The 23,638-nt window shown below is 31.0% G+C and carries 28 protein-coding genes, 1 pseudogene and 1 riboswitch; all 29 genes and pseudogenes read left to right on the top strand.

Annotation, left to right across the window (positions count from 1 at the left end):
• Window positions 1–47 precede the first annotated feature (47 nt).
• On the top strand, window positions 48–1,250 hold the full coding sequence (locus tag VJY32_RS03675) for a molybdopterin molybdotransferase MoeA (protein WP_353676534.1): 1,203 nt from the start codon (window positions 48–50) through the stop codon (window positions 1,248–1,250).
• The gene (gene mobA, locus VJY32_RS03670; protein WP_353676533.1) at window positions 1,235–1,843 is read left to right on the top strand and encodes a molybdenum cofactor guanylyltransferase; all 609 of its coding nucleotides are present in this window, start codon (window positions 1,235–1,237) and stop codon (window positions 1,841–1,843) included. The genes VJY32_RS03675 and mobA overlap by 16 nt, the downstream gene beginning before the upstream one ends.
• A gap of 525 nt (window positions 1,844–2,368) precedes the next feature.
• On the top strand, window positions 2,369–2,662 hold the full coding sequence (locus tag VJY32_RS03665) for a permease (protein ID WP_353676532.1): 294 nt from the start codon (window positions 2,369–2,371) through the stop codon (window positions 2,660–2,662).
• Window positions 2,589–2,840, top strand: a complete 252-nt coding sequence (locus VJY32_RS03660) for a permease (RefSeq protein ID WP_353676531.1) — start codon at window positions 2,589–2,591, stop codon at window positions 2,838–2,840. The genes VJY32_RS03665 and VJY32_RS03660 overlap by 74 nt, the downstream gene beginning before the upstream one ends.
• Before the next feature lie 43 nt (window positions 2,841–2,883).
• Window positions 2,884–3,096 (top strand): thioredoxin family protein, encoded by a 213-nt coding sequence (locus tag VJY32_RS03655; RefSeq protein WP_353676530.1) that lies wholly within the window; start codon window positions 2,884–2,886, stop codon window positions 3,094–3,096.
• A gap of 8 nt (window positions 3,097–3,104) precedes the next feature.
• Window positions 3,105–3,512 carry a thioredoxin family protein gene (locus tag VJY32_RS03650; protein WP_353676529.1) on the top strand — a complete coding sequence of 136 codons (408 nt, stop codon included), beginning with the start codon at window positions 3,105–3,107 and terminating at the stop codon, window positions 3,510–3,512.
• Window positions 3,513–3,538: 26 nt separating this feature from the next.
• On the top strand, window positions 3,539–3,973 hold the full coding sequence (locus VJY32_RS03645; RefSeq protein WP_353676528.1) for a cytochrome c biogenesis CcdA family protein: 435 nt from the start codon (window positions 3,539–3,541) through the stop codon (window positions 3,971–3,973).
• Between the two features lie 221 nt (window positions 3,974–4,194).
• Window positions 4,195–4,485: a NifB/NifX family molybdenum-iron cluster-binding protein gene (locus VJY32_RS03640; protein WP_353676527.1), complete on the top strand. Its 291-nt coding sequence runs from the start codon at window positions 4,195–4,197 to the stop codon at window positions 4,483–4,485.
• 281 nt (window positions 4,486–4,766) lie between these two features.
• A pseudogene (locus VJY32_RS03635) lies at window positions 4,767–5,156 on the top strand (class I SAM-dependent methyltransferase).
• Window positions 5,157–5,373: 217 nt separating this feature from the next.
• A complete protein-coding gene (locus VJY32_RS03630; RefSeq protein WP_353676526.1) occupies window positions 5,374–5,661 on the top strand; it encodes a rhodanese-like domain-containing protein in 288 nt (95 codons plus the stop codon).
• A gap of 98 nt (window positions 5,662–5,759) precedes the next feature.
• Window positions 5,760–6,674: a patatin-like phospholipase family protein gene (locus tag VJY32_RS03625; RefSeq protein WP_353676525.1), complete on the top strand. Its 915-nt coding sequence runs from the start codon at window positions 5,760–5,762 to the stop codon at window positions 6,672–6,674.
• A gap of 35 nt (window positions 6,675–6,709) precedes the next feature.
• Window positions 6,710–6,786: riboswitch (Fluoride riboswitch) on the top strand.
• A 25-nt stretch (window positions 6,787–6,811) separates the two neighbouring features.
• Window positions 6,812–7,195, top strand: a complete 384-nt coding sequence (gene crcB / locus VJY32_RS03620) for a fluoride efflux transporter CrcB (RefSeq protein ID WP_353676524.1) — start codon at window positions 6,812–6,814, stop codon at window positions 7,193–7,195.
• Window position 7,196: 1 nt separating this feature from the next.
• Window positions 7,197–7,550, top strand: a complete 354-nt coding sequence (locus VJY32_RS03615) for a DUF190 domain-containing protein (protein WP_353676523.1) — start codon at window positions 7,197–7,199, stop codon at window positions 7,548–7,550.
• 575 nt (window positions 7,551–8,125) lie between these two features.
• Window positions 8,126–9,559, top strand: a complete 1,434-nt coding sequence (gene sufB / locus VJY32_RS03610; protein WP_434968526.1) for a Fe-S cluster assembly protein SufB — start codon at window positions 8,126–8,128, stop codon at window positions 9,557–9,559.
• 30 nt (window positions 9,560–9,589) lie between these two features.
• Window positions 9,590–10,354, top strand: coding sequence for a Fe-S cluster assembly ATPase SufC (sufC, locus tag VJY32_RS03605; RefSeq protein ID WP_353676522.1), 765 nt, complete (start codon window positions 9,590–9,592; stop codon window positions 10,352–10,354).
• 18 nt (window positions 10,355–10,372) lie between these two features.
• Entirely contained in the window at window positions 10,373–11,719 is a 1,347-nt protein-coding gene (sufD, locus tag VJY32_RS03600) for a Fe-S cluster assembly protein SufD (protein WP_353676521.1), read from the top strand.
• Between the two features lie 28 nt (window positions 11,720–11,747).
• Window positions 11,748–12,998 (top strand): SufS family cysteine desulfurase, encoded by a 1,251-nt coding sequence (locus VJY32_RS03595; RefSeq protein ID WP_353676520.1) that lies wholly within the window; start codon window positions 11,748–11,750, stop codon window positions 12,996–12,998.
• A gap of 3 nt (window positions 12,999–13,001) precedes the next feature.
• Window positions 13,002–13,316 carry an SUF system Fe-S cluster assembly protein gene (locus VJY32_RS03590; protein ID WP_353676519.1) on the top strand — a complete coding sequence of 105 codons (315 nt, stop codon included), beginning with the start codon at window positions 13,002–13,004 and terminating at the stop codon, window positions 13,314–13,316.
• Window positions 13,317–13,336: 20 nt separating this feature from the next.
• Complete coding sequence (locus VJY32_RS03585) at window positions 13,337–13,870, top strand: BrxA/BrxB family bacilliredoxin (protein WP_353676518.1); 534 nt, start codon at window positions 13,337–13,339, stop codon at window positions 13,868–13,870.
• Between the two features lie 141 nt (window positions 13,871–14,011).
• Window positions 14,012–14,482, top strand: coding sequence for an RrF2 family transcriptional regulator (locus VJY32_RS03580; protein WP_353676517.1), 471 nt, complete (start codon window positions 14,012–14,014; stop codon window positions 14,480–14,482).
• 258 nt (window positions 14,483–14,740) lie between these two features.
• Window positions 14,741–15,529: a 3-methyl-2-oxobutanoate hydroxymethyltransferase gene (gene panB, locus VJY32_RS03575; protein ID WP_353676516.1), complete on the top strand. Its 789-nt coding sequence runs from the start codon at window positions 14,741–14,743 to the stop codon at window positions 15,527–15,529.
• Window positions 15,529–16,293 (top strand): pantoate--beta-alanine ligase, encoded by a 765-nt coding sequence (gene panC / locus VJY32_RS03570; protein ID WP_353676515.1) that lies wholly within the window; start codon window positions 15,529–15,531, stop codon window positions 16,291–16,293. The genes panB and panC overlap by 1 nt, the downstream gene beginning before the upstream one ends.
• Window positions 16,280–17,539, top strand: coding sequence for a bifunctional phosphopantothenoylcysteine decarboxylase/phosphopantothenate--cysteine ligase CoaBC (coaBC, locus tag VJY32_RS03565; RefSeq protein WP_353676514.1), 1,260 nt, complete (start codon window positions 16,280–16,282; stop codon window positions 17,537–17,539). Before panC ends, coaBC begins: the two co-directional genes overlap by 14 nt.
• Complete coding sequence (locus VJY32_RS03560; protein WP_353676513.1) at window positions 17,523–18,311, top strand: type III pantothenate kinase; 789 nt, start codon at window positions 17,523–17,525, stop codon at window positions 18,309–18,311. The genes coaBC and VJY32_RS03560 overlap by 17 nt, the downstream gene beginning before the upstream one ends.
• Entirely contained in the window at window positions 18,308–18,673 is a 366-nt protein-coding gene (panD, locus tag VJY32_RS03555; protein WP_353676512.1) for an aspartate 1-decarboxylase, read from the top strand. Before VJY32_RS03560 ends, panD begins: the two co-directional genes overlap by 4 nt.
• A gap of 43 nt (window positions 18,674–18,716) precedes the next feature.
• Entirely contained in the window at window positions 18,717–19,409 is a 693-nt protein-coding gene (gene cmk / locus VJY32_RS03550; protein WP_353676754.1) for a (d)CMP kinase, read from the top strand.
• A 104-nt stretch (window positions 19,410–19,513) separates the two neighbouring features.
• Window positions 19,514–21,349: a 30S ribosomal protein S1 gene (gene rpsA, locus VJY32_RS03545; RefSeq protein WP_353676511.1), complete on the top strand. Its 1,836-nt coding sequence runs from the start codon at window positions 19,514–19,516 to the stop codon at window positions 21,347–21,349.
• A 154-nt stretch (window positions 21,350–21,503) separates the two neighbouring features.
• A complete protein-coding gene (mtaB, locus tag VJY32_RS03540; protein ID WP_353676510.1) occupies window positions 21,504–22,853 on the top strand; it encodes a tRNA (N(6)-L-threonylcarbamoyladenosine(37)-C(2))-methylthiotransferase MtaB in 1,350 nt (449 codons plus the stop codon).
• A complete protein-coding gene (locus VJY32_RS03535; RefSeq protein ID WP_353676509.1) occupies window positions 22,850–23,611 on the top strand; it encodes a hypothetical protein in 762 nt (253 codons plus the stop codon). Before mtaB ends, VJY32_RS03535 begins: the two co-directional genes overlap by 4 nt.
• The last annotated feature ends 27 nt before the right edge of the window (window positions 23,612–23,638 follow it).

Below are 23,638 nucleotides of genomic sequence, written 5' to 3'. Positions count from 1 at the left end.
ACCACAAAGTTCACAAAGGAAATCACAAAGTCGCACAAAGGAGAAATATGATTAACTATAACAAAGCACTGGAAATAATTAAAAACGAAATTGAGAAATTAACTCTTCACACTGAAGAAGTTGATTTGCTCGAATCCTTCAACCGCATACTTGCTGAAGATGTAATTGCTGATGTTGATCTGCCACCATTTGATAATTCAGCAGTAGACGGTTATGCAATTAAATTTTCAGAAAGAACACAATGGAAAATAATTGGTGAAATCTCTGCAGGGAATTTTTCCTCATTCACTTTAACTGAGAATGATGCAGTACTTATTACAACCGGAAGTAAGCTCCCACCGAATGCTGATACAATTATTCCAATTGAAGATATAGAAGTAAATGGTTCAACTCTTTTCCTAAAGCAAAATTCTTTTTTCAGAAAAGGAATGAATATACGCAAACAAGGAAATGATTTAAGAAAAAATGCAATTGCAGTTCATTGCTTCACAAAAATTGATGCAAAGACTATCGCAGTACTTGCAAGCTGTGGAAGAGAAAAAGTAAAAGTTTATTCCAAACTCAAAACAGCAATTCTTGCAACCGGCGATGAACTAATTCCAATCAATGAGAAACCAGAAGATGATAAACTTCGCGTATCAAACATTTATTCTCTTTATACAGCAGTGAAAGAAATGAATCACACAGCCATCAATCTTGGTTTCATAAAGGATGACAAAAAACTAATTTCTGAAAAGATTAAAGCAGCTTTAGCATTGAATATTGATTTGCTTATTACAACCGGCGGAGTATCGGTCGGAAAATATGATTTTCTGAAAGAAGTTTTTGAAGAGCAGGGTGTAAAAGAAAAATTCTGGAAAGTAAATATCAAACCCGGTAAACCGATTTACTTCGGATTGTATGAAAAAGATGAAAGAAGAATTTTAGTATTTGGTTTACCAGGCAATCCGGTTTCATCGCTTGTAAATTTTTATGTTTTTATCAAGCCGGCAATCGAATTCTTATTCAGACAAAATGAAATTAAAAGTGTAACAGCAATCTTACAGAATGATTTAAAGAAGAAAGATGGAAAGCGGCATTTCCCGCGAGGAATATTATTTGAAGAAAATGGCGAATGGAAAGTCACTTCAGAGTTTTCTCAGTCATCCGGCAATCTTGTTGAAATGAGTCGCGCAAATTGTTTAATTGAAATTGAAGAAAATAAATTGAATCCGAAAAAAGGAGAAAGAGTGAAATGTATTCTGATATAACTGGAGTAATTCTTGCTGGCGGAAAAAGCTCACGAATGGGCGTAAACAAATCTTTTTTGAAATTAGGTAATCAAACAATCATTGAACGGATTGTTGATTTAATGAAATCAATTTTTTCTGAAGTTATAATTATCACAAACACTCCAGATGAATATAAATTTCTCAAACTTCCTTTATACGAAGATATTTATAAATGGAAAGGACCACTTGCCGGAATTCATTCAGCATTAACTCATTCGCAAACAGAAAAAATTTTTATTCTTTCGTGTGATGTTCCACTTATGTCTGAAGCGATGATTAAGTATATCATCGAGCACAGAACTGATAAATCAATTGTTTTCTGTGAAGCCGCCGGATATCATCAACCCTTAGTTGGAGTTTATTCAAAAAAGATTTTAAGAGAGATTGAAAAATTTATATCGGATAATGAAATGAGTGATAAATCATTTCATAAGTTTATAAAGACAGCAGAAGCAGAAATTATTCATCCTGAAAAATTATCTTTTTATAGGGATGAAATTTTTTTTAATGTGAACAGACCCGAAGATTACGATACGGTTTTATTTTTGAAAAATGAAAATAATATGACATGACACTCATATACTCATAGACTATATTTGGTCTGAAATTATATAAAATAAGTTGGATAAAAAATTTTACGCGGAATACAAAAACAAAGGAAGATTTGCAGTCGGAAATTTTATCTGCTATTTGTCATCCAAGCAGAATTAAAATTTTGAAATCACTCCAAAAACAAGCAATGTGCAATTGTGAGACAATGCCTTAATCGGACTTGAGCAATCAAATCTTTCTCGTCATCTCAAAAGTCTTGGAAAAAGTGGAATCCTTGATGCGTGGAAGGAAGGTTTAAGTGTGAACTATCATGTTGCTGATAAAAGGATTTTTCAGATTCTTGATCTTGCTGAAAAATTGCTTTAAAGAATATTGAGACAGTAAAAAAATTGGTCGGAAGTTAAATTTTTTTATCCAACTATATGATTAAGTGCTCATATATTCATAATTCAAATAAATTTATTCTCATAATTATTTCATTAACAAAACTTTAAAAGGTATTTATTGACTGGAAAGAACAATACAAATCGTTTTTATGGATAACAGTGTTTTTCTTATTTGCATACTTTTTACCAATAGAAAACGACACTTTTCGTAATGCAATAATAGATGCATTTGCTTTAGCTAAATGGTATGCTCAGGAACATGTTCTGCTTTGTCTTGTACCGGCATTTTTTATTGCTGGGGTGATCGCTGTTTTTATAAGTCAGGTATCAGTTATTAAACACTTTAGTGTTAAGGCAAAAAAATGGAAAGCATATTTAGTTGCCGCAGGTTCAGGAACAATTTTTGGCAGTTTGTTCTTGTATCGTTCTTCCGCTTTTTTCTTCGATACATAAAAGGGGTGCAGGTCTCGGTCCTGCAATTGCACTTCTTTATTCAGGTCCTGCTTTATCATTACCAAATATGCTTGTTATTCGTGGAGTTATTGGGACACAGAAAACAGTAGTGTACGTCTCTCTTGTTGTAATAATGGCAACGATCACGGGTTTAATTTATGGATCGATTTTTCAATAGAAATCATTATAATAATAAACACACAGTAAAAAAGGAGGATTGAATGTTAGACATCAAAGTTCTTGGACCAGGATGTGCAAATTGTATAAAACTGGAAAATTTAGTCAAAGAAGTGGTCACTGAAAATAACTTAGAAGCAAACATTGAAAAAATCACCGACAGAGAAAAATTCATGGATTATGGAATCATGATGACTCCAGGATTGGTAGTGAATGAACAAGATAAAAGTTTTGGAATTATTCCTAAAAAAGAATAAATATTAAATTGGCTAAAAGAAGGAACAAACTAAAGAAAACAAAGATTTTATTAACCATATCAATCATACTTTTGTTAGTTGTTACAGAATTTGTTCCAGCTCAATCAAAAAAGAACAAAGAAATTACTAATTCACCTAAAGTAACATTTGTTGAAATTGGCTCAGTTAATTGTATTCCTTGTAAACAAATGCAACCTGTTATGAAGGCAATTGAATCAAAATATATTGATCAAGTTAAAGTTATTTTTTATGATGTTTGGACAAAAGAACAAAAACCATATGCTGATAAATATAAAATTAAATTAATTCCAACCCAGATTTTTCTTGATGAAAATGGAAAAGAATTTCACCGACACGAAGGATTTTATCCCGAAGCAGATCTTTTACAGAGCAAAGGATTAAAATCAAAGAAATAATCTCAGTGGCTCTCTGTGATTTCTCTGTGGAACTCTGTGTAATGCTCAACTACACTACAGTTAGGCAGGGAAGACAACCAGCACTTGCCTCTTTTGGTTGGGGCGTACTATCAATACTTCTTTCGCCTTGTCATCTTTCGAGTATTCCGCTTGTAATTAGTTACATTACTTCACAAGGAAAAATTTCTCTGAAACGAACTTTTTATATTTCTCTGATTTTTGCCATCGGAATTCTTATTACTATTGCAGTAATAAGAATAATTACTGCATCACTTGGCAGATTAATGGGTGATATTGGTGCAACCGGAAATTATTTAGTAGCAGGAATATTTTTTCTTGTTGGTCTTTATCTTTTGGATATTATTAAACTTGATTGGAACACAACTAGACTTAGACAAAGGAAAATTCTTCTTGCTCAAAAGGAATATATAAGTAGAATAATTAAACAAGGAATAAACTAGGGAGTCTGGGATAAATCACTTAATGTAGAAAATGTTGCAACTCTTGATATGGGAATCCCAATTTCATTGAACATAGATGATGATATTAGAGCCAGGCACAGTTAAGCAAGAAAAATTTTGCGAATGAATGATTGGTTTAATAAAAAGGGCTTTAGAAAAAAGATAAAATTTTTTTATCTGAATAAGTAAGTAATTGTTTACTTAATGTAAATGAAAAATAAATGGAAACCAAAATAACCAATATCGCAGTAGTAACAGATGATGGAGTAACAATCAGTCAGCATTTTGGAAGAGCAAGATTTTACAAAGTACTTTCGGTTCAAAACGGTAAAGTAATAAAAAGAGAACGCCACGAAAAACCTGGTCATCATAATTATGCGCAGGAAGAACATCATAATTCAGATGACCAGCACGGACTTGATGAACATTCACATTCCAAACACGTTAGTATGGCAGAAGTGATTAATGATTGCCAGATTTTACTAGAACGTGAAATGGGAAATGGCATTTAACGAAGAATGCATCAACTTAAGATTAAACCGGTTGTAACGGAAAAAAAAATATTGATGAAGCTGTTCAGGCTGTTATTAACGGTTCAATAATAGATCACACTAAAAAATTGAAGTTAAGCGAAATCTTAAAATAGATTTTCAACTTGCTGGATTTTATTTAATAAATATGCAAGCGAAAAGACGGGCCTTTATAATTGGTAAAAGACATTGCGATTTAGGTAACGGTCTTTTCAAGAATGTGCTTGGTAGAAGAATGAACTATAGTTGTGCTTAATGGTAGAATGCTGATAATTTATATGAAGTTCAGGAAAATAAACTTGATTTGTAAAAAACTTTATCTCAAACCCGGGATGCGCGTGCTTTATGTCGTCTGCATCTGGGGAGCATTTGGGAAATATACCGCTGAAAAATATGGTGTTGAAGTTGTTGGAATTACTGTAAAAGAACAAGTTGCTCTTGGAAAAGAATAGTGCCAAGGTTTATAAGTTGACTACAGATTGCAGGATTACAGAGAAGTTAACGAAAAGTATGATAAAATTGTAAGTGTTGGAATGATTGAAAACGTTAGATACAAAAATTACAAAAAGTATTTCCAATTAGCAGAAAGAAACTTAAAAGATGATGGACTATTTTTACTTCATACAATATGCAGTAATAATTCTGTCTGTTGAGTCTCAACAATAGCTAATCCGATGAATTGGAAAGAAAGAGTCATTAAGATGAAGTGAGATTATTTTTTATTGATTATTTTTGATTTGCATGTATTGGGGTTATATTGGACTTTTTGTATCCCATATTGAAAAAATTTACTTTTAGATATCTCCATTAAAGAAAACATTTGACACCTTAATTATAAATTTATATTCTTATTTTAAAAGAGAAATTAAAATGGACTTAGAAAAATACTTGTCAAGTTTCGATTACGAAGCTCAGAAGAAAATAAAAATACAAATTCCAGAATTAATGGAAATACTGAAGAAAGGAGAAATTCAATTTATTGATGTTCGCTTCAAAGAAGAAATTGAACTTTGGAATTTTATATTTTCAAAAAATATTCCTCTTAATAATATGCCGTATAGATTGAATGAAATCAAAAAAGATAAATTAGTAGTAACTGCTTGTCCTCATTACGATAGAGCGATTATAACCAGGATGTTTTTAATAAAATGGATTTAATGCAAGATATTTAGTCGAAGGTCTTTTAAGAATAGCTGATTATTTATGTGGTGATAATGCAAAACATTTTTATTATTCATTAATAATAAAGAGGAACAATGTCAAACTTAGGTTTAGCATTTGGCGGCGGTGGCGCAAGAGGTTTAGCTCACATTGGTGTGCTAAAAGTTTTCGATAATGAGAATATAAAAATTGCTGCAATTACTGGATGCAGTATGGGTGCGATTGTTGGTGGCCTATATGCATACTTTGGAAATGCAAAAGATGTGGAAGAATTTATTCTAAATGCTATGAAACATCCAAAGTTCAAAGAACTTGGAATTGAAAAGCTAAATGAGAATTCAAAAAATGCAGATAAAAATTATTTCAATAAATTTCTTGATTATATTGAACTCAGATTGCAAGCAATTAAATCATTAACAACTTTATCATATTTTGATGAGGAAACAACAAAAAAAATTTATGATTTGCTTCCAGATATTTCATTGGATAATCTTAAAATAAAATTTTCAGCAATTTCAACAGATTTAATTACAGGCGAAGAAATAAATTTTGTTAAGGGAAATCTGAGGGATGTATTGCGTGCAAGTTCTGCAATTCCCGGTATTTTCCCGCCGGTTAAATTAAATGGGTATTTACTAATTGATGGTTATACTTCGGAAAATGTTCCTGCATCTAAAGTTCGACAAATTGGTGCATCAAAGGTTGTGGCTGTTAATGTTTCAAAAACATTAAATATAATTGAACCGCCCAAAAATTTAATTGATATATTATATCGGACTGAAGATATTACTTCATATCATTTATCAATGATGAAATTAAAAGAAGCAGATTTAATTATTTATCCTGATGTCATGAATTACTCATGGACAGATTTCGATAAAGCAAAAGAAATTATTGAAGCTGGTGTAAAAGCAGCAGAAAAAAAATTAAATGAAGTAAAAGAATTGTTACATGAATATTCAATTTTTAGAAGAGTAAAAAATTTTTTAAGAAATACGGTTAGAATATAATTACAAACTTTATTTAAAATAATTTCTTTTGTAATTTTGCATAGGGCTATGGAGTTAGCCTGTAATAAAATGTCCAAATTAAACCTATCGGACTGATAACTCCTACCTTTAGAAACAATAATCAATTTGGGTAAATAATGCAGAACTATATAATTGTATTTATCGGTGCAGGAATCGGAGGAGTACTTAGATATTGGCTTTCCGGTTTTGTCTATAAATTTCTGCCTCCAACTTTTCCGTATGGGACATTGTCAGTTAATGTTTTGGGAAGTTTTATAATTGGTATTGTCATGTATTATCTTGATGCCAATGAATTAATCAGCACTCAATTAAGATTATTTTTAACAATTGGATTTTGTGGTGGATTAACTACATTTTCTACTTTTTCTTATGAAACAATTAACTTTCTAAAAGAAAGAGAATATTACTATGCTGGATTAAATATTCTATTAAATCTTCTCCTTACTCTTTTTGTACTTTTTGTTTCATATAAACTTTCTAAAATAATTTCTGGAGAATAATATGGAAATTAAAGGGGAGGCAAAATTAGTCCGCATATTTGTTGGTGAAGACGACATACTTCATCACATGCCGGTTTATGAAAAAATTGTTTTAGAAGCAAGAAAAGCTGGATTGGCTGGAGCTACAGTTTTTAAAGGAATTATGGGATTTGGAAAAGCAAGTCGAATTCATACTTCAAAAATTTTAAGACTTTCTGAAGATATGCCAATAGTAATTGAAATAGTTGACGAAGAAGAAAAAGTAGAAAAATTTTTGTCAATACTTCACGACATATTTGAAGAAGCAAAATGCGGCGGATTAATTACAATAGAAAAAGCTGAAATTATTAAATATGTAACTGGTTCATCAAAATAAGTTTAGAAAGTATCTTGAATTATTTACAAATTTATTTCAATGGAACAAAATTTTTATAATCTGATCATTGATGTAAAAAATTTTTTTATTTCACTAAAAATATTGATAAAAAAGTATCCATGGATGTTTTTAACATCAATTATTATGTAATTTTCATTTTTTTGATAGACGAACCAATTAGAAATTTATTCTTAAAATTACATAATAGCACATTCGATTTTATTTTAGGCAAAGCCCATTGTTATGGCAAACCATATTTAACATTAATTTCTTTTCTGCTTTTATATTTGTCAGGAAGTCTTTTTAACAAAAATAAATTAAAAGAGTCCAGCTGGAAAATATTTGAAGCTTTTGCGACATCGGGAATAATTTCTATTATAAAAAATTAGAACTAATTTATTTGATAAAATATTTATAAATAATGAACAATTTTTATAAAAGATATGTTTTCAATTATGAATCTTGACAAAATAATCAAGATTCAATAGTTTTACATTAACAATTCTTAAAAGGAAGTAAAAATGAATGAATTGAAAGAAAACATAAATAAGCCAAAAGAAGAAATTTCTGATGATATGAAAGTTCTTGATGATTTAACTAAATCAGAATACAAATGGGGATTTGTTACTGATATAGAATCTGAAATTGCTCCAAAGGGTTTGAATGAAGATATTATCAGATTAATTTCCTCTAAAAAAGGTGAACCTGAATGGATGACTGAATGGCGTCTCAAAGCATTTCGATATTGGCAAAAAATGGAAGAACCGAAATGGCCTAATGTTACTTATCCGCCAATAGATTTTCAGGATATAAGTTATTACTCGGCTCCAAAGAAAAGACCTCAAAAAAAGAGTCTTGACGAAGTTGACCCTGAATTACTCAGAACATTTGAAAAATTAGGAATTCCTCTCGAAGAACAAAAAGTTTTAGCAGGAGTTGCTGTTGATGCTGTATTTGATTCTGTTTCTGTTGCAACAACATTTAAGGAAACTTTGAAAGAAAAAGGAATAATTTTTTGTTCTATTTCAGAAGCTATAAGAGAACATCCTGATTTAGTGAAAAAATATTTAGGCTCAGTAGTTCCTTACACAGATAATTTTTATGCTGCATTAAACTCCGCAGTATTTAGTGATGGTTCATTTGTTTACATACCGAAGGGTGTTCGTTGTCCGATGGAACTTTCTACATATTTTAGAATTAATGCTCAGGAAACAGGTCAATTTGAAAGAACTCTCATTATTGCCGATGAAGGTTCTTATGTTAGTTACCTCGAAGGATGCACAGCACCAATTCGAGATAATAATCAGTTACATGCAGCTGTGGTTGAATTGATTGCTCTCGATTATGCCGAAATAAAATATTCCACAGTTCAAAATTGGTATCCAGGTGATAAAGAAGGAAAAGGCGGAATTTATAATTTCGTTACTAAAAGAGGAGCTTGCAGAGGAAAACATTCCAAAATTTCATGGACTCAAGTCGAAACTGGTTCTGCAATTACATGGAAATATCCAAGTTGTATTTTGCAGGGAGATTATTCAGTAGGCGAATTTTATTCTGTTGCTGTAACAAATAATTATCAGCAAGCTGATACTGGCACAAAAATGATTCACCTCGGTAAGTACACTAAAAGCACTGTTGTTTCTAAAGGAATTTCTGCAGGCAGAAGTAAAAATTCTTATCGTGGATTAGTGAAAGTAGGACGAAATGCAATTGGAGCTCGTAATTTTACTCAATGCGATTCAATGCTTATGGGTGATAAATGCAGTGCAAATACATTTCCTTACATTGAAGTCGAAAACGATACGGCAAAAGTTGAACACGAAGCCACAACTTCTAAAGTTGGCGAAGACCAGATTTTTTATTTGAACCAGAGAGGAATTTCTACTGAAGATGCAGTTAATATGATTGTCAATGGATTTTGTAAAGAAGTATTTAAAGAACTTCCAATGGAATTTGCAGTAGAAGCACAAAAACTTCTTGCAATAAGTCTTGAAGGAAGTGTTGGATAAAAAATTTTATAACAAAAAAGAAGGAATAAAATGTTAGTAATAAAAAACTTACATGCTAATGTTGAAGGAAAAGAAATACTTAGAGGAATAAACCTTGAAGTAAAAGCCGGAGAAATACATGCAATCATGGGACCGAATGGTTCCGGCAAAAGTACTCTTGCAAATGTTCTTGCAGGAAATAAAAGTTATGAAGTAACCGAAGGAGAAATCTGGTTCGAAGGAAAAAATTTACTTGAAATGGAACCAGAAGAAAGAGCTCGCGAAGGTGTATTCTTAGCTTTTCAATATCCAATTGAAATTCCAGGAGTTACCAATGCAACATTTTTGAAAACAGCAATTAATGAAAAGCGAAAACACCTTGGACAGCCGGAACTAACTCCAAAAAAATTTTTGGACTTGATGAAAGAAAAATCAAAAATACTTGGCATGGATGATACATTAATCAGCAGGTCTGTTAATGTTGGATTTTCCGGCGGCGAGAAAAAACGAAATGAAATTTTTCAGCTTCTTATGTTGAATCCAAAACTTGCTATACTTGATGAAACCGACTCGGGTCTTGATATTGATGCACTTAAAATTGTTTCTAATGGAGTAAATATATTTCACAATGAACAAAATGCAGTAATTGTTGTAACTCATTATCAAAGATTACTTAATTATATTGTGCCGGATTATGTTCATGTTTTGTCAAAAGGTAAAATTGTAAAATCGGGTGGAAAAGAATTAGCATTATTGCTCGAAGAAAAAGGTTATGATTGGATTAATTCAGAAGAACTTGAAACACAAAAAGCTTAATTGAAGAGGAATGAATTTATGAATCAAATTAGCATACGTAATAAAACTAAAGATTGGTATCTCTCTAATCTTGATATTATGTTGAAAAAATTGAATGGCAAACAAAATAAATTTTTTAACGAATTTAGAGAAGAAGCAGTTAGAAGATTTAGAGAATTAAATTTTCCTACAAGAAAAGATGAGGAATGGAAATACACCGATGTTTCTCCAATTCTCGAACAAAATTTTGTTCCATCTGTTTTTTTGAAGAATCCTACTTTAACAATTGATGACATAAAAAAATATTTATTTACTGGATTCGATTTTTATCTTGCAACATTTATCAATGGAATTTTTGTTGAAGAATTGAGCGATTTGGATAATCTTCCCAAAGGCGTGATTGTTGGGAGTCTTAATAAATTAGTTAATGAGAATACCGAATTATTAAAAAATTATCTTAATAAAATTTCGAATATTGATAATATCTTTAATGCACTAAATAATATTTATGCATTGGATGGTATTGTAATATTGACTGATGAGAAAGTAGTTGTTGATAAACCAATTCAGATTTTGTTTTTGAATGGAAATACTGAAAACCAAATTCTTTCTTCTCCTAAAAATCTAATTATTGCAGGTAAGAATTCTCAATTAAGCATAATTATGAACTATAAAGGATTTGGTAATTTCAGATATTTTACAAATTCTGTTACAGAAGTTTTAATTGATGATTATGCTGCCGTTGATTATTACAAAATTCAAGATGAAAAAGATGATTCTTTTCATATCGAAAAAATTCATGCTGTTCAAAAGAATAACAGCATATTCAATCAATTTAATTTGAGTTTTGGTGGAAACCTTGTGCGGAATGATATTAACTCATATCTAAATGGTGAATACAACGAAACACATTATTATGGATTGTATCTTGCAAAAGGGAAACAGCATATAGACAATCATACATTTGTTGACCATGCTAAGCCAAATTGTATGAGTAATGAACTATACAAAGGTATTCTAGATGATAATGCTCGTGGTGTTTTTAATGGAAAGATAATTGTAAGACCAAATGCACAAAAGACAAATGCATATCAACAGAATAAATCAATTCTGCTTTCAGGCAGCTCAAGAGTTGATACAAAACCACAACTCGAAATTTTTGCAGATGATGTAAAATGTACTCATGGAGCAACTGTGGGTCATCTTGATGAAGAAGCAGAATTTTACATTCGTTCCCGCGGTGTTCCACAAGAACTTGCCAAATCAATTTTAATCAGAGCTTTTGCTTATGATGTTGTTGAAATGATTAAGATTGAAGAACTGCGAGAGCAGATTAATCATATGATATTTGAACATTTGCATCGTGTAGAAATTCAAAATCAATAAATTCTTCTGAAAAAATTTTAGGTGAATTGTGATTAATTCTATTACAGAAGTAAAAAGAAAATTTAATGTCGAGGAAGTTCGCAACGATTTTCCAATTCTAAAAAGATTGGTCAATGGAAAACCTCTAATCTATCTCGATAATGCTGCAACTACTCAAAAACCACAAACTGTAATTGATGCAATTACTCACTATTATACTTATGATAATGCAAATATTCATAGAGGATTATATTTCTTAAGTGAGCTTGCAACAGAACAATATGAAAATGCTCGATTAAAAGTAAAAGAATTTATTAATGCAATTAGTGCTTCTGAAATTATATTTGTAAGAGGAACCACAGAAGCAATCAATCTTGTCGCTTCTACTCTTTGCAGGACAAAATATTTCAAAGAAGGAGATGAAATTATAATATCAAATATGGAACATCACTCGAATATTGTTCCTTGGCAATTAATAAGAGACAGAAAAAATATTCAATTGAAAGTTATTCCAATTAATGATGCTGGCGAACTTGATTTAGATGCTTTCAAAAAATTAATAACAGAAAAAACAAAACTTGTTTCAGTTGTTCATATTTCTAATACTCTCGGAACCATAAATCCAGTAAAAGAAATTATTAAAATTGCTCATTCACATAACATTCCAGTTTTAATTGACGGTGCACAGGCTATGTCGCATTTAAAAATTGATGTTCAAGAACTTGATGCAGATTTTTATGTTTTTTCAGGACATAAAGTTTTTGGTCCAACTGGTATTGGTGTTTTATACGGTAAAACAGAATATCTCGAAATGATGCCTCCTTATCAAGGCGGTGGTGATATGATTCGTACAGTAACTTTTGAAAAAACTACTTTTGAAGATATACCTCGCAAGTTCGAAGCCGGAACCCCAAACATTGCAGGTGGTATTGGACTTGGTGCTGCAATTGATTATTTAAATCAGTTCGATAGAAGTGAATTAATTGCTTATGAAAATTCATTACTTGAATATGCTACTCAAAAATTATCTGAAGTAGAAGGTTTGCATATAATTGGGACTGCAAAAAATAAAGCATCTGTAATTTCATTTATAATTGATGGGATTCATCCTTATGATATTGGAACAATTATCGATACTGATGGTATTGCAATCAGAACCGGGCATCATTGCACTCAACCTATCATGAAAAGATTTAATATTCCTGCAACTGCAAGAGCATCATTTTCTTTTTATAATACAAAGGAAGAGATTGATAAATTTGTAGAAAGTTTGAAAAAAGTAAAACAAATGTTTGCATAAATTATGATTGATAAAGGAAAACTTGAACAAGATATTATTGCAGTTTTAAAAACATGCTATGATCCTGAAATTCCAGTTGATATATGGGAATTAGGATTGATATACGAGTTAAAGATTGATGATGAAGGAAATGTTTACATTAAGATGACATTGACTTCGCCGCATTGTCCAGTTGCAGAAAGTTTACCTCCAGAAGTAAAACATAAAGTACAAAGTGTTAAAGGTGTGAAAGATGTTTATATTGATTTAGTCTGGGAACCACCGTGGTCTATGGATAAAATGAGTGAAGAAGCAAAGTTTGAATTAGGGTTTCTATAAACAATAAGAAAGGGAATATCATGTTTGAAATAAATATGAAACCACCATTGTATGATCCAGAAGCTGTTCAACCAATGCGGGATGAATTAATTTATGTCGGCTTTCAAGAAACAAAAACTCCGCAGGAAGTTGAAGATGTATTATCACAAAAAAATGGTGAAACTGTTTTTGTAGTTATAAATTCTGTTTGTGGTTGTGCTGCAGGCAGTGCACGTCCTGCTGTTACACTTGCTTTACAGCATAATACAATTCCAGATAAATTTATTACAGTTTTTGCGGGGATGGATAGAGATGCAGTAGATTTTCTTCGAGAAAAATATTTAAGTCAATATCCGCCTTCTTCACCTTCAATGGCTTTATTTAACAATGGCGAACTTGTATATTTTTTACCACGCCATAAAATTGAAGGAAGATATGCAGAAGAAATTGCTGAAGAATTGAAAAATGTTTTTAATAAGTATTGTAAGAGAAAAGGTCCTTCAATATCACCGGAAAAATATGCAAAACTTGTTCATGCAATAGCCTGCGGTTCTAAGATACAAATTGATTCATAGATATTATTTTGATAATAAATAAGATTCTCGATAGTAAAAGTTATTGAGTAATGGAACACAGATAGAACAGATTTTCACAGATAATATAAAGTCTATTGTGAAATGAAATAAATATGTATAAAAAAGATAAAAGAGGTGAATGTGAAATTCAGTACACAAGAAGAATATGGATTAAGATTATTATTGAGAATCGGGAAATTTTATCAGGTTGGTAAAACTCTTACAATCCCAGAAATTTCAAGAGCTGAAAAAATGTCGCAGCATAATGTGGGAAAGATTTTACGAATTTTAAGATTGGGAGGATTTTTAATTGCAGAAAGAGGACAGGCAGGTGGTTACACACTTTCAAAACCACCTGAGCAAATTAAAATTCGTGATGTGTTGAATGTTCTTGGCGGAAGATTATATGATGAAAATTTTTGCCAGCATCATTCAGGTATATCAGACTTTTGTACTAATTCAATTGATTGTTCAATACGCTCTTTATGGAAAATTATTCAAGATGCAATTGATGTAATTGTTGATAACCTCACACTGAAAGATTTAATGGCTTCAGAAAATTATCTTTTTGAAGTCGTGCACGATGTTAAAGGCATTGGATTGAGAAATTAAATTTATAGAAATATTCTTTCTCAATTGTTATTTTTGCTGCATCAAAATGAACCGATTCTTTAATTAGAACGGTTACAATTTAACTCGAACAAAATAAATACGATAAAGGACTTGATCGATGAGACAGGTACCAGACCAAGTTGTTAAAGTCATTCCTTTTTTATATCACATTATAATGCCTGCTTTATTTTATCCGTGGTTTAATTCAATTCTATCTGTTAATCAATTTAAATCATTCTATTCCTGTGGTGCATAAAAATGAAAACTGTAAATGAATTTAAAAAACTGAAAAGTCAGAGTAAGAAAATTTCAATGGTTACTTGTTATGATTATTGGTCAGCAAAAATAATTGATGAAAGTGATATTGATGCTGTTCTTGTAGGAGATAGTGCAGCAATGGTTATGCATGGTTTTGAAACAACAATAAATGCAGAAATTGAAATGATGTGTTATCATACAGCAGCAGTAAAGCGAGGATTGAAAAATAAATTACTGATTTCGGACCTTCCATTTTTATCGAATCGAAAAGGTATTAGTTTTTTAATGGAATCAATTGATAAATTAATGAAAGCAGGCGCACAGGCTGTTAAAATTGAAGGAGCAGATGATAATCTTGAACTAATTCAATATGTGATTAATTCAGGAATTCCTGTCATGGGACATATTGGATTGACTCCTCAATTTGTTCATCAATTTGGAGGATACAAATTGCAGGGAAAAGATGAAAAGGCAGCAGAAAAATTTCTTGATGATGCAAAAAAACTTGAAGATGCAGGTTGTTTTGCAATCGTTCTTGAAATGATGCCTTCTGAATTATCTGCAAAAATCACGAAAGAATTATCAATTCCCACAATTGGAATTGGTGCAGGACCTTTTACTGATGGACAAATTTTAGTGCTGCAGGATTTGCTTGGCATGTCAAAAGATTTTCAACCAAAATTTTTGCGAAAATATCTCAACGGCTTCGAGCTGATTTTAAATTCACTAAATAAATTTAATGATGATGTTAAAAATCAAAATTATCCTAACAAAGAAGAGAGTTACTGATGACCAGAATAATTAAAAAAATTTCTGAATGGAAAGAAATTAGAAATTCTGATGAGCTCAAAAATAAAACAGTTGGTTTTGTGCCAACTATGGGAGCTCTTCATAAAGGACATATTTCATTAATTGAAAAATGTGTAAATGAAAATGATATTTCAGTTGTAAGTATCTTTGTCAATCCAACTCAATTTAATGACCCGAATGATTTAAGAAATTATCCTCGAACTTTTGAAGAAGATTTGGCGATATTAAAAAATCACAATGTGGATTTTCTGTTTTATCCAGAGTATGAAGAAATTTATCAGGACAATTACAAATACAGAATTGTAGAAACAGACTTCAGTAAAAAATTATGTGGTGCATTTCGTCCCGGACATTTCGAAGGAGTTCTAACTATTGTAATGAAGCTTTTTAATATTATTCGTCCTCACAAAGCATACTTTGGAGAAAAAGATTATCAACAGCTCAAATTAATTGATGGGATGTGTAAAGCATTTTTTATGGATATTGAAATAATTCCATGTCCAATTGTTCGAGATGAAGATGGACTTGCACTAAGCTCAAGAAATCTTTTATTATCTAAGGAAGAAAGAGAATTTTCTTTGAACTTCCCGAAACTTTTAGCATCAAATAAAACTAAAGAACAAATTAAGAAAGAACTTGAGGAACTCGGTTTCAAAGTAGATTACATTGAAGAATTTGAAGGACGCAGATTTGGAGCCGTTCATGTCGGAAAAGTGAGGTTGATTGACAATGTCAAATTATAAAATTCTTTTTGGAATAACAGGCTCGATAGCAGCATACAAAAGCGCATACTTAATTTCAAAACTTGTTCAAAATGGTTTTGAAGTTAAAGTTGTAGCAACAGAAAGTGCATTAAAATTTATTGGGGAAGCCGCACTCGAAGGTTTATCTAATAATAAAGTTTTTACAGATACTTTTGAAAGCGGTGAAATGATGAGTCATATCAATCTTATCAAGTGGGCTGATTTGATAATAATTTGTCCTGCATCTGCAAATACAATTAACAAAATTGCTGCTGGCATTGCCGATAATTTAATTACATCACTTTTTCTTGCTCATGATTGGAATAAACCATTTTTGATAGCTCCTGCGATGAATACAAATATGTATAATCATTTTGCCACACAAGAATCTTTGAAAAAATTATCCGAATGGGGTATAAAAATTTTACCAACAGCTGAAGGTTATTTGGCTTGCGGCGATATTGGAAAAGGAAAACTTTTAGAACCAGATGAAATCTTTGAACATATTTTAATTGCATTGAAAAAATTGAACGAACCTGAAAAGAAGTTAAAAATATTATTGACTGGTGGCGGCACTAAAGAAAAAATTGATAATGTTCGTTTTTTAACAAATTTAAGCACAGGCAGAACAGCAGCAGAAATTGCCAATTATTTTATCAGAAGAAATCATAATGTTACTTATCTTTATTCTTATGATGCTAAAATTCCATCAGCACCATGTCGATTAATTTCATTTACTGATTTTAATGATTTGAATGAGAAAATCCAGAACCTATTACAAAATGAAAATTATGATATTGTCATTCATAATGCAGCTGTAAGCGATTTTACACTCGATTTTATTGAATTAAATGATGAAAAAATAGAATTACCATTTAGAAAAAAAATTAATTCAGAAGCAGAAAAAATTATTCTTCATCTAAGAAAGAATTTTAAAATTTTAGACAGGCTAAAAGATTATTCACTGAATAAAAAATTAATTGTAGTTGCATTTAAATTCACAGATACTCCTGTTGAAGAAGAAAGAATTAATGAGGTTAGAAAAATTTTTGAAAGGTCAAAATGCGACTTTGTTGTTCAGAACGATTTGAGTAATCGTGATGAAAATAATATTCAGAAAAACTTTTTTATTTTTAATAATGAAATGAACTCAGTTGCAGCTGAAACAAATTTTGATTTGTCAATAAATTTAGAAAAATTAATTTTTCAAAAATTGGAGAATAAGAAAAATGATTCTATGTATTGATGTCGGGAATACACAAATTCATGGAGGTGTATTCGAAAAAGATGAATTAGTAATTCAATTTAGAAAAACTTCGCGTCAGGAATTTTCTTCTGATGAGATTGGAATATTTTTAAGAAATGTACTTAGAGAAAATAAAATTGAACCAGAAAAAATAAAAGGAATATCAATATGCAGTGTGGTCCCAGATTTGAATCATTCATTGAGAGCAGGTTGTGTGAAATATTTTAATATAGAACCATTTTTTTTAAGACCGGGTGTAAAAACAGGATTAAAAATTAAATATCGAAATCCAGTTGAAGTTGGAGCAGATAGAATCGCTAATGCAATTGCAGCAACTCAAATATTTCCAAACAAAAATTTAATTGTAATAGATTTCGGCACTGCCACTACTTTTTGTGTTATAAATAAGAATAAAGAATATCTCGGTGGAATAATTTTGCCGGGAATAAAAATTTCTATGGAAGCTCTTGAAAGCAAAACTGCTCAACTTCCAGCAGTTGAAATAAAAGAAATGAATGAGGTAATTGGCCGTTCCACAGTAGAAAGTATTCAATCTGGGTTATACTTTGGTCAAATCGGAATGGTTAAGGAATTAAAACAAAGAATAAAAGAAGAAGCTTTTCAAGACGAAGACCCAATTGTAATTGGCACAGGAGGTTTTTCCAGATTATTTGAGAGTGCTAAATTATTTGATATTATGATTCCAACTTTAGTATTAAATGGTTTACTTATTGCATACAATATGAATAAAGAAAAAGAGGTGACAGCATGATGAGAGAAATGTTAAAATCAAAAATTCATAGAGCTGTTGTTACTGATGCTAACTTAAATTATGAAGGTTCAATAACTATTGATAAATCTTTGTGCAGGCAAGCAGATATTCTCGAATATGAAAAAGTAGATGTTTATAACATCAATAATGGAGCTCGATTTTCTACATATGTAATTTATGGAAATGATGGCGAAGTAATTATAAATGGAGCTGCTGCACGTATGGTTCAAATCGGGGATTTGATAATAATTGCCAGTTATGCAAATTATACAGAAGAAGAACTCAAAAATTATTCGCCCAAAATCATAAGTGTAGATAGTCAGAATCATATTATTAAATCCGAAGAAAAAATTATGTTTTAAATTTGCGGCGTCTATACTCTTTTCCTATTTTTGTAACCCAATGTTGAAGAAAATTATAATAGCAATAGACGGTCCTGCTGGTTCAGGCAAATCCACTGCTGCTAAAAATCTGGCAAAAAAACTTGGATTTAACTATCTGGATACTGGCGCAATGTATCGTGCTATAACTTTTATGGCACTTCAAAAAGGTATTGTTGATGATGTTGATGCAGTCATTGAGATGACAAAAAAAATTAATTTGAGCTTAAAATTCGAAGATGGGATAACTCGAGTTTTTGTTGATGGCGAGGAAGTAACGGATAAAATCCGGAGTGCAGAGGTAAATTCAAAGGTCAGTGAAATCAGTGCAATACCTGAAGTAAGAGAAGAAATGGTAAAAATTCAAAAGTCAATTGGAAGCAAAGGAAATATTATTGCAGAAGGAAGAGATGTTACAACAGTTGTGTTTCCAGATGCAGATGTTAAAATTTTTTTGACTGCTTCGCTGGATACAAGAGCACAAAGAAGACTAAAAGAATATCAAGAAAAAAATATTCCAATTACTTTTGAAGAAGTTAAAGCAAATCTCGAAAAAAGAGACAAAATTGATAGCGGACGTAAAGTTTCTCCTCTTAAAAAGGCAGATGATGCAATTGAGTTTGATAATACAGGCTTTACTCCAGAACAGGATTTAGAATTTTTACTGAAGAAAGTTAATGAAGTTTTACAAAGCAAAGGAATTGAAATTAATTATTAAATTTTTGCCATCAGTAAATAACTAATGTGTAATTAAAAAAATGCTGCAACGACTTTCTTTGATGGCGGAAAGGCGTGGGCAGTAAAATTAAAGTAGGAGGACTAATGTCCGATTTACAAAAAGATACAATGCAAAAACTTTCAGAACAGGCTAAGTTCGTAAATGCTGAAGAATATTCATCAGAAGAACTTGAACTATTGTCAAAACTTTATTCTGAATCCTTCCGTGATATCAAGGAAGGTGAAATTATTCAAGGTACTATTGTAGGAATTGATGGCGATAATGTTGTTGTTGATGTGGGTTTCAAATCAGATGGTACAATTCCCAAATCAGAATTCAGTTCAACAGAAGAAATCAAAATCGGTTCTAAAATTGATATTGTAATAGAAAGTGTTGAGGACGAAGAGGGAAATTTAGTGCTCAGCAAAAAGAGAGCAGATTTCCTTAAAATCTGGGCTAAGGTTATGGATGCTTATAAAAATGACAAAGTTATTCCAGGAAAAATTCTTAAAAGAATTAAAGGTGGAATGGTAGTTGACTTGATGGGTGTCGAAGCCTTTTTGCCAGGTTCACAAATTGATATTCGTCCAGTTAGAGATTTTGATGCTTATGTTGGTAAAACAATGGATTTCAAAATTGTTAAAGTTAATGAACCAGCAGAAAATATTGTTGTATCTCATAAAGTATTAATTGAAGAAACTATTGCAGACCAGAGAAAAGAAATTCTTGAAAAGCTTGAAAAAGGCCAGGTTCTTGAAGGAACTGTAAAAGCAATTACTGATTTTGGTGTATTTGTTGACCTCAATGGTGTTGATGGATTAATTCATATTACTGATTTAAGCTGGGGAAGAATTAATCATCCGAGCGAAGTAGTTAAACTCGATGAGAAAATTAAAGTAGTAGTGACAGATTATGATAAAGAAAAGAAGAGAATATCTCTTAGCTTAAAACAACTTCAGCCTCATCCATGGGAAAATATTGATGAGAAATATAAAGTTGGAGATAAAGTTTCAGGCCGTGTTGTTTCTCTTACAGATTATGGTGCTTTCATTGAAATTGAAAAAGGTATTGAAGGATTAATTCATATTTCTGAAATGAGCTGGACTCAACATATAAGTCATCCTTCACAATTTGTATCAATGGGCCAGGTTGTCGAAGCAGTAATTTTAAGTCTTGATAAGGAAGAAAAGAAAATTTCTCTTGGAATGAAACAATTAACTCCTGATCCATGGCAGGACATTGTAAAGAAATATCCTGTTGGTTCGCGTCATACTGGAATTGCAAGAAATCTTACAAATTTCGGCGTATTTGTTGAACTTGAACCTGGTATTGATGGACTAATTCATATTTCAGATTTATCATGGACAAAGAAAATTCGTCACCCCGGTGAAGTTGTTAAGAAAGGTGAAAAAATTGATGTAATTGTTTTGAGTGTTGATACAGAGCAAAGAAAAATATCTTTAGGTCATAAACAAATTAATCCAAATCCATGGGACGGTTTTGAATCTGTTTATGCAGTTGGAAAAGTTACAGAAGGTAAAGTTGTTCGAATTATCGAAAAAGGATTAATAGCAGAACTTCCACTTGGTGTTGATGGATTTATTCCTGCTACTCAATTATCAACTTCGAAAATAAAAAATTTATCATATTGCTTCCCGATAGGCACTAAACTCGAACTGAAAGTAGTAGAATTTGATAAAGAAAATAAAAAGATAGTTTTAAGTGCATTAGCTGTATTAAAAGAAAAATCTGATGAAGAAATTGCTGAATACATAACCAAACATAAACTTGATAAAGTTACTGTTGAGGATATAAGACAGGCTGATGCAGGTAAATTTGATTCATCGGACTTTAATTTATATGATGATAAAATTCCACCAGCACCTCCTCAGCCGCCACAGACTGAAACTCCAAAACAGGAAGAACAAAAGTCTGAATAAATATTCAGAGTTAAATTTAATTCGGGCTGTAGATTTATTCAGTTGTTGAATAAAACTCAGCCCGTTTATTATTTTAATAATGTATGAACTTGTTTTGATTCAACTGTAAAATTAATTTTCTAATTGCTTTAATAATTTTAAGAAAGTATTTCTTATGAATAAAAAAGTTGCATTCTACACATTGGGATGTAAATTGAATTTTTCTGAAACAACAACAATTAGCGAACAATTTTTGAAACGAGGCTTTGATATTGTTGATTATAATGATTCAGCAGATGTTTATGTAGTCAACACTTGCAGTGTTACTGAAAATGCTGAAAGAGAATGCCGGCAGATAGTACGTAGAGCTTTGAGAAACAACCCTGATGCTTATATTATTGTTACAGGATGTTATGCTCAATTAAGACCAGAAGAGATTGCAAAGATTGAAGGTGTAAGCGCTATTTTGGGAAGCAACGAAAAATTTAATCTCTTTAACTACATTAATGATTTTGAAATTTCAAACAAGGTTGGCACAACTGACAGAGAAGAAAAGAAAAATCTTTCGTGTATTTATGTTACACCTACAGAAGAATTGAATTCTTTTTATTCATCTTTTTCGGCAGAAGCTAATGATAGAACCCGTGCATTTTTCAAAGTTCAGGATGGTTGTGATTACAAATGCTCGTTTTGTACAATTCCCCTTGCACGTGGAAAAAGTAGAAGTGCAAAACCAGATGAAATCATAAATGAATTTAAGCAACTGCTGAATTCAAATTATAAAGAAATAATTTTAACCGGAGTTAATGTTGGAGATTATGGAAAATCTTTCGGTTATAATCTTTATTCTTTGTTGAATGATTTATTAAAAATTGATGGAGAATATCGAATTAGAATTAGTTCTATTGAACCAAATTTGTTGAATGATGATTTAATTGATTTAATAGCAAGCACAAACAAAATTTGCAACCATCTTCATATTCCACTTCAAAGTGGGAGTAATAAAATATTGAGATTAATGCAGCGGCGTTATAAAGCTGAAGATTATCATAATTTAATTCTTAAAGCAGTCACTAAAATTAAAGAGCTTGCGATTGGTGTTGATGTAATTGTTGGATTTCCAGGAGAAACATACGATGATTTTCTTGAAACATATAATTTCTTAAAAGATTTACCAATTGCATATTTGCATGTGTTTACCTATTCAGAAAGACCAAATACAAAAGCTATAAATTTACCAGGTAAAGTTGATACAGCTGAACGTAAGAAAAGAAATAATATGCTAAGAATTTTGAGTGACAAAAAAAGAAATGAATTTTATCGTTCAATGATTGGCAGAGAACAAACAGTACTTTTTGAATCTGAGAATCACAATGGATTTATGAGAGGATTTTCATCAAATTATATAAGAATAAAAGTCCCTTATGACAAAAATTTAATTAATCAATTTATAACTGTAAAAATAACGGGGGTTGATGAGAATATTGCTACTGCAGAACTATCACTAAAACAGGTTGAATTATGAAAAAATTATTTTTCTTATTCTTAGTCTCATCAACAATTTTTTCTCAGATACCGCAAAGAGAAAATTTCTTTGAACTTCGTTTACAGTTGCTGAGAAATAATTCTGAGAAAATGCAAAACGAAAGTTTCTCACAGGCTAACTTTGAAAAGATTAGTTATAATTATCTCGTGGAATTAAAAGAAAAAAAGAGTCCTGCTCTGGGAATTTTATTTTCTATGTTAATACCAGGAATGGGGGAATTATATGCAAACAATTATGAAAGCGGGAAATATTTTACAATTACTGATGGTGTTCTCTGGGGTGTATTTGCTGGATTTAATATTTATGGGAAATGGAAAGAAGATAATTACAAATCATTTGCTCAATCAAAAGGTGGTGTTAACCTTGAAGGAAAAGATTCAGATTATTTTGCAACAATAGGAATTTATATTAGTGTGGATGAATATAATCGCATTAAAGAATTGAATCGGGAATTTTATAATGTATATGACCCAAATACAAATTTCTGGAAATGGGAAAGTGAAAATCAGAGAAAAGAATATCGACAAATGTGGTTTTCAAGTGAACAGGCATATAATAATTTAAGATTTGCAATCGGAGCATTGATCTTGAACAGATTAATCAGTGCTATTAATGCAGTAAGACTTATTTCTGCTTATAATAAAAATATTTCAAGTGAAGTTAGTTGGGTAATTAGTAGTTCTACAAATTCAAGTTTACCTGCAACAATATCGATTAATTTTAAGAAAAGTTTTTAGGAATAAACAAAAAAGGCTGACCAGATG

The organism is Rosettibacter primus, from assembly GCF_036860675.1.
Taxonomy (GTDB): Bacteria; Bacteroidota; Ignavibacteria; order Ignavibacteriales; family Melioribacteraceae; genus Rosettibacter; species Rosettibacter primus.
The sequence above is the reverse complement of the archived record's forward strand: the minus strand, read 5'-3'. Positions and strand labels throughout refer to the sequence as shown.